We start from the raw sequence: 11,710 nt of genomic DNA on the forward strand, positions 1-11,710 counted from the left end.
ATCTTGCGGGCGTCCGCCATTCAAACCCACTTGTCCTTTGTCGGGACAAACACTCTTTCACCCGGGGGGGGGGGGGGGGCCCACCCCTGGGGGCGGGGCGGGGCCCCCCCCCGGCTCACCGCCGGCGGCGGGATTCGCTATCGTCCGAGGAGGACGAGGCTTCGAGGATGGTCTCGACCTCGGGCGTGCTCCGCCTCACCCGGCCCGAGCGGACGCGCGCCTCGTGCTGGGCGCCGCCGACCCGCCCCTGCGGGAAGTCGTCGGTGAACTGCGGCGCTTCGTGCTCCGGGTCGGCCTGCCGCCGGAGCGCGCTGCGGATGTGCTTGAGCGCGCCCGGCGCGCGGGCCGCCTCGGCGCTGAAGATTCCCATGAGCATCGCGGCCGCCCGGCACTGGTCGTCGCTCAGCCCCTCGATCTCCTCGGCGCTCAGTTCCCCTCCCTTCAGGGCATTGACGAGGGGGAGGAAGTGCTCGGCGTCGAGTGCGGGGATCAGGCCGACGTACTGGTTCTGCTCCTCCCGGACGTAGCGGCCGTCGGTCCTCTGGGTTCCCGGATACTGCTGCAGATTGGTGGTGACGTACGGAGCGTCGCCGCGTCCGGGGCGCTCGTTGAACGGGCCGTACGGGGTCTCCCGCGTCGTGAAGGTCTCCACCGCCGGGGTGCCGCCGCGCGCGGTGTCGCGCTCCTCCCACCGTTTGCGCCGTGCTTCGGCCTTCTCCCGGTCCTCGTCGGTGACCCGCTGCACGTACGCGGTCGCGGCGGCGTTCCCGCCCAGGTCCTGCACGGTCCGCAGCGCGGACTGCGTGACCCGGCGGCTGCCGAGGAAGGGCGCCGCTTCGGCGCTCCGGGTCGCCGAGGTCCGAGGTGGCAGGGCCTTCCCGTCCCGCTCGCCCTGCTCTTTCTTCCGGTCGAAGCCCATGACGCTGCCGCTCCCTGTAGGGGGACGGGTGGCCGGGCGTGACACCCGGTCCCGAACCGTTCCGTCGGTCGCCCCCGACGCTAGGCGCGCCGGGGGGCGGCCGTCCATGTCCACGAGGGCAGACCTGCGTCTCCTGCGGGGTCAGAGCTCGCGGTGGGTTTCGTCGACCACCGGGAGGGCCGCCGCCCGGCGGCGCCGGAAGACGCTCGCGTAGACGGCGAGTCCGACGGCGCCGGCCGCCATCATGATCAGGCCGACGACGTCGAGGTTGACGCTCTCCATCTGCCAGTCCGTCGCGAACGTGAGGATGGCCCCCACGACGATCAGCGCGATGCAGCCGCCGATGCGTCCCATGTGAACCGCCTCCGAGTCGTTGTCGTCTGACGGCGCGGCTACCCCCGGCCCGCGAACGAAAACGCCGCCCCCGGCCCGGAGTCCGGGCGGGGGCGGCGTCTGGCCGGCGGGGAAGGCGCTATGCGGGGATCCAGGCGTAGCAGCCCGTCGACGTGAACTCCGCCGTGCCCGACGGGATCTTCGCCGTGATCTTCTCGCCGGCCTTCGGCGCCGTCTCCGGACCCGAGGCCAGGACCGCTCCGTCCTTGCCCTTCGCCTCCCAGGTGCACGTCGTGTTCTGGGTCAGCGCGCGGTACGTGCCCGCCGCGGGGGACGGGCGGGTGCCGTCGCCGAAGCCCTTGGACGCCGCGTCCAGGATCGGCTTCTGCTCCGGGCACAGGTACGTGATCGCGTCCTTCGCCCCCGGGATCTCCCCGGCGACGATGGCTCCGGTCGCCGCGTCCTTGTCGTGCTTCGCGGTGCGCTCCACCCGCTGGCAGGACTCCTGGCCGGTCTGGAGGACCGCCGCCGGGTCCGTCTTCTCCGGGACCCGTCCGCTCAGGTACTGCTTCTCGTTCGGCTTGAAGCTGCCCGTCTTCGGGGTGATCTTCGCGTCCGGCAGGACCGGTCCGGTCGGCTTCGCGTCGGGTGACACCGGCGCCGCCGTGGCGTCCGCCGGGTCCGTGACCGACGACGCGGCCGGCGGCTTCGGCTTCGCGTCCGCGGCGTCGGCCTTGCCGCCGCCGTCCGAACTGCAGGCGGTCAGGGTCAGAGCTGCGGCCAGCAGCACAGCAGCCGCGGCGGAGCGTCGGTACATCAGGGGCTCCCGTACGTGCCAGTTGATCGGTTGCGATAGGGGTGCGGGGCCCGGCCGTGTCGCGCGCCGGGCCCCGCACTCCGTTCAGACGGTTACTTCGGGCCGAAGGTCAGGACGAGCTGCGGAGCGGCGTCCGCCGCCGTCGACTCCGAGGACCAGATCCACAGCGGGTCGGTGCCCGTGCTCGTCAGGGCCATGCTGTAGCTGCTGCCCAGCGCCGCGGAGAGCGTGGCGGTGTCCAGCGGCGTGCTCGCGGTCGCCGAGCCGTCCGGCACGCTCGCGAACGAGCCGAGCGCGGTGGTGCCGAGAGCGGGCTTGGTGGTGAACGTCGTGCTCGCACCGCTCCAGGTGCCGGTGACCGGAACCACGGACACCTTGTCGGCCGTACCGGCGTTCGCCTGGGTCGACGTCTTGATCTGGAGCGCGGCGGACTTCAGGACCTGCCCGGCCGGCGCGGCCGGCAGGTTGAAGCGCAGGTACGTCTCGTACGCCGAGGTGCCGCGGACGGCCAGCGAGGTGCTCGCGCCGTTGGCGGCGCTCGGGGCGCCCTGGTTGACGTAGGTGTCCTCGGTCGCGGAGACCTTGGAGACCGAGTCGGAGGGGGCCTTGGCCAGGTCGTAGTGGTTCTTGGCCTGGGCCGCGGTGAGCGCCTTCGGGTAGACGGCCGTCTCGTCGATCTGGCCGGCGAAGAAGTTGCTCGTCGGCTTGGTCGGCCAGCTGGCGAGGTTGTCGCCGCCGACGTGCCAGAAGCCCTCGTACGAGGTCGAGCCGGTGACGTTCAGCGTGCCCTTGCTCTGGCCGTCGACGATGAGCTCCATGCCGCTCGCGCCCATGGAGCCGACGACGTGGTGCCACTTGTTGTCGTTGTACGTGTCGAACAGCCCGGTGGTGATGGTGCGGGCCGAACCGTTGTAGACGCCGAAGACCAGACGACCGGTGTTGGTCATGTAGATCTGCTTGTCGTACGTGCCGCTGCTGCGGTCGGTGTTGTTGCCGAAGCCGATCAGCTTGCCGCCGCGCGTGCTGCTCGTCTTGAACCAGGTCTCGACCGCGAACGCGTTGCCCACCGTCTGGCGGTGGTCGCTGTACACCTGCTGGCTGGTGCCGTTGAAGCCCATCGCCGTGCTGGCACCGGTGATCGCACCCGGCGTCTGGCGCAGGGCCGGGGCGTTGAGCTGGATGCCGCTGGTGTTGCCGTTCACCGAGGAGTCGGCGACGTACGGGCTGACGGTGTCGTCGTAGCGCCAGTACAGGGTGGCGCCGTCGGCGCGGACCTGGTCCGGGTAGGACTGGACCGAGGTCGGGACGGTGACCGAGGCGGTGGCCGACAGGGCGCTGGTGTTGCCCGCCGCGTCGGTGGCCGTCACGCGGTAGGTGTACGACTGGCCGGCCTTGACCGTGGTGTCGTTCCAGGAGGCCTGCGGGCGCTGCCACTCCAGGGAGTCGGCGGCGACGGTCGCGACCGGGGTCGACGAGCCGTTGCGGTAGATGCGGTACGTCAGCTTGCTGTCGTCCGCGTCGTAGCTGGTGCGCCAGCGGACCTGGACCTCGCCGGGCTTGACGCTGCCGGCGCTCGCGACCGGGGTCGTCGGGGCGCCGACGTCGCCGGTGGAGGCGAAGCGGGTGAGCGCCTGCTGCGGCTTGCCGTTGATGGCGGTGAACTCACCGCCGGCCCACATGTACTTGACGTCGTTCTTCTCGGCGACGGTCATGGCGCGCGGGCCGATGCCCTCGCCGATGCCGTCGTTGGCGGTGGGGTGCCAGCCGAGCTTGCGCGGGCTGCGCACGAAGCCGTCCACGGGCGCGGGGGCGGCGCCTTCCCAGTCGGTCAGCTGCGCGTTGAAGAAGTTCCGCTTGCCGTCGGGGAACTGCCCTTCGAGGGAGCAGTCGTGGGCGTGCGAGGAGCTGTAGAGCACGCCGTCGTACGGCAGGACGGCCTGGGTCGCGCCGAGGCAGCGGTCGCGCCACTTCTCGTTGAAGTCGCTGAGGTTCAGGCCGATGCGGCCGTCGAAGACGCCGCCGCCGGAGCCCTCGTTGCCGGTGTAGAAGCCGGTCGCGTCGGTGGCGATGTCCTTGACCACGGAGTTCGACGGGATGGTGCTGTACGTCTTGGCGACGGCGCCGGTGGTGGCGTTCACGACGGCCAGGGCGTGGGTGTTCTTGCCGTTGACCGTGAAGAAGTCACCGCCCAGGAGGACGTTCTTGCCGTCCGGGGTGACCTCGATCGCGCGGCCGGGCTCGTCGGCGTTGGCGACGAAGGGCTTGAGCGCACCGGAGCCGGCGTCGACGGCGGCGAACCGCTCGCGGGTCTGGCCCTCGACCGTGCCGAAGTCACCGGCCGCGTACAGGGTGTCGTCCGTGACGGCGAGTCCGCGCACGGTGGCGGGGAAGCCCGGGTGGAACGAGGCCTTGGGCGTGCAGCTCGCGATGTCGATCGCGGCGAGGCTGGAGACCGGGGTGCCGTTGACGGCGCCGAAGTAGCCGCCGGCGTACAGGGTCTTCTTGTCCTTGGAGACGGCCAGCGCGCGCACGGTCGCCGATCCGTCGGCGCCGGTGAAGGCCAGCTTGCACGAGGTCGGGTTGCCCGTCGCGGCGTCGAGCGCCACGAAGTTCACCGCTTCCTGCTCGGCCCCGCTGGTGCCGTCGGGCGGGCGGACCGCCGAGAAGGTGCCGCCTGCGAAGACGGTGCCGTTCGCCTCGGCCATCGCAAAGACGACGCCGTTGGGCTGCCAGGTCGGCAGTTCGTCGGCGGTGAATGCCACGGGAGGCGTGATGGCGGACGCCTCGGGCATCAGCACCAGACCTATGCCGGTGCCGGCGCCGGCCAGTGACAGGACGAGGGCAGCAGTCAGCCCTCTGGATCTACGCATGAGCCCCCCAGGGCAATTGCCCGGTTTGATGGCTGGAACTATCCGAACAGCCATATGTACTGGCGCAGACTAGGGCTCCCGCGAGGACCCGGTCACCTCCCTTGACCCATTGCATACCAACTTGGAATCAACGGATCGGCCCGGAGGGTGCGCAACGGACATACGGCAGGTTTGCCCCGGCCACATCCCCTGATACCAGCGGAGATGACCGGGACACGGCAAATCGTAGGGGAAATATAAGACGTTCAGCGGTCGATGCGGACCGTCACGCCCGCCAGTTGGTCCTCGACCTGCCGGATATCGGCGTCGACCATGATCTGCGCCAGTTCGGCGACGAGTACCGTCGGCTTCCAGCCAAGCAGCTCGTTCGCCTTGGAGGCGTCGCCGATGAGGGCGTCGACCTCGCTCGGGCGCTCGTACTTGGGGTCGTAGCGCACGTGCTCGGCCCAGTCGAGGCCCGCGTGGGCGAAGGAGGACTCCACGAACTCGCGGACCGTGGCGGCCACGCCCGTGGCGACGACGTAGTCGGTCGGCTCGTCCTGCTGGAGCATCCGCCACATCGCGTCGACGTACTCCGGGGCGTACCCCCAGTCGCGGACCGCGTCGAGGTTGCCGAGGTAGAGGTGCTCCTGGAGGCCGGCCTTGATCCGGGCGACCGCGCGGGTGATCTTGCGGGTCACGAACGTCTCGCCGCGGCGCGGGGACTCGTGGTTGAACAGGATCCCGTTGACGGCGAACATGTCGTACGCCTCCCGGTAGTTCACCGTGGTCCAGTACGCGAAGACCTTGGCGGCGCCGTACGGGCTGCGCGGGTGGAACGGGGTCCGCTCGTTCTGCGGCGGCGGGGTGGCCCCGAACATCTCCGAGGACGAGGCCTGGTAGATCCGGGTGTCCACGCCGCTGGCCCGGATCGCCTCCAGCAGCCGCAGGGCGCCGAGGCCGGTCACGTCACCGGTGTAGAGGGGGGCGTCGAAGGACACCCGCACGTGCGACTGGGCGCCGAGGTTGTAGACCTCGTCGGGCTTGATCTCCCGGAGCAGGTTCACCAGCGCGACGCCGTCGGACAGGTCGGCGTGGTGCAGGACGAAGGACCGGTTGGCGGTCTGCGGATCCTGGTAGATGTGGTCGATCCGCTCGGTGTTGAAGCTGGAGGACCGCCGCACCAGGCCGTGCACCGTGTAGCCCTTGGAGAGCAGCAGCTCGGAGAGGTACGAGCCGTCCTGCCCGGTGACGCCCGTTATCAGTGCGGTCTTGCCCATGTGGGTCCCCCTGGGGGTCGTGTCGGTCTGTTCTGGTGAGGCAGGGCCTCGGGGGCGGGGCGGCGGTGCGGTCCGCCGGTGGGTGGGGCCGTACCCCGCGGGTGACGGGGTCCCGCCCGCCCGGCGGTGGTCGCGCCCCGGTTTTCGCGCCGGACCTGACGGCGCGCGTACGGCCGCGGGGCCCAAGGGGCTGGATGCGTACCGTACACGGCGCCCCTGCGTCCCCTCCGGGCGGATTGCGCCGTACCGGGCCGGCCGGCGCGGGCCCGGGCGGGCCGGGCCGGCCGCGGGCGGCGGGGCCGGACCTCGTCCGCTGCCCGCCGAGGCGGACTGGCATCATCGGCGGTATGACAAGTTCGCTGCCGCTCCTGCCCCCGAACGCCCGCGTCTTCATCGCGGGCCACCGCGGCCTCGTGGGCTCCGCGGTCGCCCGCCGGCTCACCGCCGACGGCCACGAGGTGCTCACCCGGGGCCGCGCCGACCTCGACCTGCGCGACGCCGCCGCGACCGGGGCGTACCTGAAGGACGTCCGGCCCGACGCCGTCGTGCTGGCCGCCGCCAAGGTCGGCGGGATCATGGCCAACAGCACGTATCCGGTGCAGTTCCTGGAGGACAACCTCAAGATCCAGCTCAGCGTCATCGGCGGCGCGCACGCCGCCGGGGTCGGCCGGCTGCTGTTCCTGGGCTCCTCCTGCATCTACCCGAAGCTCGCCCCGCAGCCCATCGGCGAGGACGCCCTGCTGACGGGCCCGCTGGAGCCGACGAACGAGGCGTACGCCCTGGCGAAGATCGCCGGGATCGTCCAGGTCCAGTCGTACCGCAAGCAGTACGGGGCCTCGTACATCTCGGCGATGCCCACGAACCTCTACGGGCCGGGCGACAACTTCGACCTGGAGACCTCGCACGTACTGCCCGCCCTGATCCGGCGGTTCCACGAGGCGGCCGCCGAAGGCCGCGACGAGGTCACCCTGTGGGGCAGCGGCACCCCGCGCCGCGAGTTCCTGCACGTGGACGACCTGGCGGCCGCCTGCGCGGTGCTGCTCGGCCGTTACGACGGCGACGAGCCGGTGAACATCGGCTGCGGCGAGGACCTCACCATCAAGGCCCTCGCCGAGACCGTCGCCGAGGTGACCGGCTTCCGGGGCCGGCTCGCCTGGGACACGTCCAAGCCGGACGGCACGCCGCGCAAGCTCCTGGACGTCACGCGCCTGACCTCGCTGGGCTGGAAGCCGGAGATCGGGCTGCGGGACGGCATCGCCGCCACCTACCGGTGGTGGCGCGAGCAGGGCTGAACGCAACGGCCGCGGCTCCTCAGTACGCTCCGCGACCGTCGACGACGGCGCGGAGGGTACGGCCCATGACGTCGACGTCACTGGTGAAGGACCAGTTGTCGACGTACTGCAGGTCGAGCTGGATCGTCTCGTCCCAGGAGAGGTCGGACCGTCCGCTGATCTGCCAGAGCCCGGTCATGCCGGGACGCACGGTGAGCCGGCGCAGTTCGACCTCGTCGTACTGGGCCACCTCCTCCGGCAGCGGCGGGCGCGGCCCGACCAGGGACATGTGCCCGCCCAGCACGTTGAACAGCTGGGGCAGTTCGTCCATGGAGGTGCGGCGCAGCAGCCGGCCCACCCGGGTCACCCGGGGGTCTCGGCGGATCTTGAACATCAGGCCGTCGTTCTCGTTGGCCCCGGACAGCTCGTTCTTGAGCCGGTCCGCGTCCACGACCATGGTCCGGAACTTCCACATGACGAACGGGACCCCGTCGCGCCCGATGCGCTGCTGGCGGTAGAACGCCGGGCCGCGCGAGCCGAGGCGGATCGCCAGGACGATGCCGAGGAAGACCGGCGAGAGCAGCAGCAGCCCGAGCGCGGCCCCGGTGCGGTCGAGGACCGACTTGAGCAGGGTCTGGACGCCCCGGCCCACCGGCGGCGCCACCCGCAGCACGGCGAGCCCGCCCGCGGAGAGGGTCTCCAGCCGCTTGACGGAGACCTCCACGAGGCCGGGGAAGACGGCGAGTTCCAGCCCGGCGTCGTGCAGGGCCCAGGCGACCCTGCGCAGCCGCTCGCCGGCGATGCGCGCGCCGGGGGCGACCAGCACGAGGTCGGCGTGGTGGCTGCGGACGGCGCCGAGCACGGCGGCGGAGTCGGCGTTCGGGGCCTCGGGCGCGGCCTCGTCGAGCCGGGACGCGACGGGCACCCCGCCTTCGATCGGGCCGGCGCCGACCGGCACGACGCCGACGACGACGTACGGGTGGTCGGTGCGCGCGGCCAGGTGCTCGATGACGGCCTCGGCGGCGCCGGGTTCGCCGACCACCAGCACCCGGCTGACGGCGTGGGCCTCGCGGCGGGCGGCCGAGAGGTGGCGGTAGGTCAGTTTGTGGCAGGCCACGGTGACGAGGAGGGCGGGGAGGAGGGCGCCCAGGGCGGAGAGTCGGGGGGTGTTCTCGGCGGTGACCACGCGGGCCACGGCCAGGACACCGATGAGAATCAGCCAGTCGTGCAGGACGGGGAGCACGCCGCGGGATTCTCCGAGCGCGCGGGAGGTGTACCGGCGGCGCACCGCCTGCACCCCGGTCCACGCCAGGGCCGCGCCGAGGGCGCAGTAGACCGGCCGGACCTGCTGTGCGGCCTGGAAGACGAGTGCCACGGGGACCGCGGCACCGAGGAAGTCGGCGACGAGGGCGGCGGGCAGGTACCAGCGCGCCTTGTCCCCGATCCGCCTCACCGGGGCCGCAGCGAGCCCTGCCGGCTCGGCGGCTGCTGCGGCCAGTCTTTGCGCAGGAAAATGGACATGCCTCATGGGCCCCCCTGGCACGTGGTCTATGACAGTGGCGCGTGCCCATGGCTTCCCCTGGCGACGGACATCTGGCGCACCGGGAAACAGTACGACAAACACCCGTACGACAAATGCCGATTGCGCGAACGAGACCTCTTGTTGCGCAAGTGTTAGCAACCGGTACCAAACGTTCCAGATATCGGATGCCCCCTTCGCACGCGAAGGTGAATGGTTCGGATACCGGATACGTCTCTTCGGTCAACGAACCGTTTCCGGCCAACCTTTTGACGCGCCCCTGACATTCTCGTCGCCGACTGGCACTCTTCGATCCGTTCATCGCACCAGCCTGCTCTGCCCGGAGGCCCACCCAGCCATCCGGAACCCCCCTTGCAGAAGGAGTCTGCGTTGAGTCCCACCCCCCACAGGCGTGCCACCGCGGCCGGCGCGCTCGTCGCCGCCGCAGCACTGCTCGCCGTCGGCATCCAGGCCGGCACCGCTTCCGCCGACGCCACCGCGTCGCAGGCCCGCACCGCCGCCCAGCCCAACCCGGGCGCGGCAGCCGTCAGTCTCAGCCCTTCCGAGCGTGCGACGCTCATCGCCGACGCCAACTCGACCACCGTCCAGGCGGCCAAGGCCCTCGGCCTCGGCGAGCAGGAGAAGCTGGTCGTCCGTGACGTCGTCAAGGACGCCGACGGCACCACGCACACCACGTACGAGCGCACCTACGGCGGACTCCCCGTGCTCGGCGGCGACCTGACGGTCCATGCCAAGGGCGGCGTCACCAAGAGCATCACCAAGGCGACCAACCACGAGATCAAGGTCGCGGACACCACCGCGACCGTGACCCCGGCGGGCGCCGAGGGCCAGGCCGTCTCCGCGGCGAACGCGGCCGGCTCCAAGGACGCCAAGCCCTCGAAGAACGCCCGCAAGGTGATCTGGGCCGCCGAGGGCGCCCCCGTCCTCGCCTGGGAGACCGTCGTCGGCGGCCTCCAGGACGACGGCACCCCGAGCGAGCTGCACGTGGTCACCGACGCCAAGACCGGCGCGAAGATCACCCAGTGGCAGGCCATCGAGACCGGCACCGGCAACACCATGTACAGCGGCCAGGTCACGATGGGCACCTCGCAGTCGGGCAGCAACTACACGCTCACCGACGCCGGCCGTGGTGGCCACAAGACGTACGACCTCAACGGCGGCAGCTCCGGCACCGGCAGCCTGTTCACCAGCACGACCGACGTGTGGGGCAACGGCGCCGCGTCCAACCGGGCGACGGCCGGCGCCGACGCCCACTACGGCGCACAGCTGACGTGGGACTACTACAAGAACGTGCACGGCCGCAACGGCCTGCGCAACGACGGCGTGGCCCCGTACAGCCGGGTCCACTACGGCAACGCGTACGTGAACGCGTTCTGGGACGACTCCTGCTTCTGCATGACGTACGGCGACGGTACGAGCAACACGCACCCGCTGACGTCCATCGACGTGGCCGCCCACGAGATGACCCACGGCCTCACCTCGGTCACCGGCAACATGACCTACAGCGGTGAGCCCGGCGGCCTGAACGAGGCGACCTCGGACATCATGGCGGCGAACGTCGAGTTCTACGCCAACAACCCGCAGGACGTCGGCGACTACCTGGTCGGCGAGAAGATCGACATCAACGGCGACGGCACCCCGCTGCGCTACATGGACAAGCCGAGCAAGGACGGCGGCTCCAAGGACGCGTGGTACTCGGGCATCGGCGGCATCGACGTCCACTACTCGTCCGGCCCGGCCAACCACGTCTACTACCTGATGTCCGAGGGCTCCGGCGCCAAGGTCATCAACGGCGTCAGCTACAACTCGCCGACCTCGGACAACCTCCCGGTCACCGCGATCGGCCGCGACGCCGCCGCGAAGATCTGGTTCCGCGCGCTGACGGTGGGCTACTTCAAGTCGAACACCAACTACGCGGCCGCCCGTACCGCGACCCTGCAGGCCGCCGCCGACCTGTACGGCCAGGGCTCGACCACGTACAACAACGTGGCCAACGCCTGGGCGGGCATCAACGTCGGTGCGCGCATCGTCTCCGGCGTCTCGGTCACCCCGATCGCCAACCAGACCACCCAGATCAACACGGCGGTCAGCCTCCAGGTCCAGGCGACCAGCACCAACCCGGGCGCCCTGAGCTATGCGGCGACCGGCCTGCCGGCCGGCCTGTCGATCAACTCCTCGACCGGTCTGATCTCGGGCACGGCCACCACCGCGGGCACGTCCAACGTGACCGTCACGGTGACCGACTCGCAGAGCAAGACGGGCACGGCGTCCTTCACCTGGACCGTCGGCACGTCCCAGCAGAGCGTGTTCGAGAACACGAACGACTACCAGATCGCGGACAACTCGACCGTCGAGTCCCCGATCGCCGTGACCCGCACGGGCAACGCCCCGAGCACCCTCAAGGTGGACGTGAACATCGTCCACACCTACGTCGGTGACCTGGTCGTCGACCTGGTCGCCCCCGACGGCTCGGTCTACAACCTGCGCAACCGGACCGGCGGCAGCGCGGACAACATCGTCCAGAGCTTCACGGTGAACGCGTCCTCCGAGGTAGCCCAGGGCACCTGGAAGCTGCGGGTCCGTGACGCGGCCAGCCTGGACACCGGTTACATCAACAGCTGGAAGCTCACCTTCTGACCCTCCGGGGGCGGATGAGCGGCGACGGCTGACCCGAAAGACACGGGGCCGTCCGGGAGAGACC

8 protein-coding genes are annotated in these 11,710 nt (G+C 70.9%); 2 read left to right on the forward strand and 6 right to left on the reverse strand.

Annotated elements, in window-relative coordinates; translation table 11 throughout:
- Positions 1-115: 115 nt before the first annotated feature.
- From ACFXA3_RS07510 to gmd, 5 genes are all read right to left on the reverse strand, one after another.
- A complete protein-coding gene (locus tag ACFXA3_RS07510) occupies positions 116-919 on the reverse strand; it encodes a hypothetical protein (protein WP_385183294.1) in 804 nt (267 codons plus the stop codon).
- A 141-nt stretch (positions 920-1,060) separates the two neighbouring features.
- A complete protein-coding gene (locus ACFXA3_RS07515; protein ID WP_385183296.1) occupies positions 1,061-1,273 on the reverse strand; it encodes a hypothetical protein in 213 nt (70 codons plus the stop codon).
- A 118-nt stretch (positions 1,274-1,391) separates the two neighbouring features.
- Entirely contained in the window at positions 1,392-2,069 is a 678-nt protein-coding gene (locus ACFXA3_RS07520; RefSeq protein WP_385183298.1) for a hypothetical protein, read from the reverse strand.
- Between the two features lie 92 nt (positions 2,070-2,161).
- Entirely contained in the window at positions 2,162-4,939 is a 2,778-nt protein-coding gene (locus tag ACFXA3_RS07525; protein ID WP_385183301.1) for a LamG-like jellyroll fold domain-containing protein, read from the reverse strand.
- A 245-nt stretch (positions 4,940-5,184) separates the two neighbouring features.
- The gene (gene gmd, locus ACFXA3_RS07530) at positions 5,185-6,198 is read right to left on the reverse strand and encodes a GDP-mannose 4,6-dehydratase (RefSeq protein ID WP_385183304.1); all 1,014 of its coding nucleotides are present in this window, start codon (positions 6,196-6,198) and stop codon (positions 5,185-5,187) included.
- Positions 6,199-6,545: 347 nt separating this feature from the next.
- Here gmd and ACFXA3_RS07535 point away from each other — a divergent pair, with 347 nt between their 5' ends.
- On the forward strand, positions 6,546-7,490 hold the full coding sequence (locus ACFXA3_RS07535) for a GDP-L-fucose synthase family protein (protein WP_385183307.1): 945 nt from the start codon (positions 6,546-6,548) through the stop codon (positions 7,488-7,490).
- 19 nt (positions 7,491-7,509) lie between these two features.
- Here the strand turns inward: ACFXA3_RS07535 and ACFXA3_RS07540 are convergent, their stop codons facing one another.
- Positions 7,510-8,997 (reverse strand): sugar transferase, encoded by a 1,488-nt coding sequence (locus ACFXA3_RS07540; RefSeq protein ID WP_385183310.1) that lies wholly within the window; start codon positions 8,995-8,997, stop codon positions 7,510-7,512.
- A gap of 381 nt (positions 8,998-9,378) precedes the next feature.
- Between ACFXA3_RS07540 and ACFXA3_RS07545 the strand changes: the two genes are divergently transcribed.
- Positions 9,379-11,646 carry a M4 family metallopeptidase gene (locus ACFXA3_RS07545; RefSeq protein WP_385183312.1) on the forward strand — a complete coding sequence of 756 codons (2,268 nt, stop codon included), beginning with the start codon at positions 9,379-9,381 and terminating at the stop codon, positions 11,644-11,646.
- The last annotated feature ends 64 nt before the right edge of the window (positions 11,647-11,710 follow it).

This window comes from Streptomyces sp. NPDC059456, assembly GCF_042750055.1.
In the GTDB taxonomy this organism is placed as follows: Bacteria; Actinomycetota; Actinomycetes; order Streptomycetales; family Streptomycetaceae; genus Streptomyces.

What these genes read in the sequence shown, in the direction of transcription:
- ACFXA3_RS07510 (WP_385183294.1), bottom strand. Translation starts at nt 919, where the DNA reads ATGGGCTTCGACCGGAAGAAAGAGCAGGGCGAGCGGGACGGGAAGGCC.
- ACFXA3_RS07515 (WP_385183296.1), bottom strand. Translation starts at nt 1,273, where the DNA reads ATGGGACGCATCGGCGGCTGCATCGCGCTGATCGTCGTGGGGGCCATC.
- ACFXA3_RS07520 (WP_385183298.1), bottom strand. Translation starts at nt 2,069, where the DNA reads ATGTACCGACGCTCCGCCGCGGCTGCTGTGCTGCTGGCCGCAGCTCTG.
- ACFXA3_RS07525 (WP_385183301.1), bottom strand. Translation starts at nt 4,939, where the DNA reads ATGCGTAGATCCAGAGGGCTGACTGCTGCCCTCGTCCTGTCACTGGCC.
- gmd (WP_385183304.1), bottom strand. Translation starts at nt 6,198, where the DNA reads ATGGGCAAGACCGCACTGATAACGGGCGTCACCGGGCAGGACGGCTCG.
- ACFXA3_RS07535 (WP_385183307.1), top strand. Translation starts at nt 6,546, where the DNA reads ATGACAAGTTCGCTGCCGCTCCTGCCCCCGAACGCCCGCGTCTTCATC.
- ACFXA3_RS07540 (WP_385183310.1), bottom strand. Translation starts at nt 8,997, where the DNA reads ATGAGGCATGTCCATTTTCCTGCGCAAAGACTGGCCGCAGCAGCCGCC.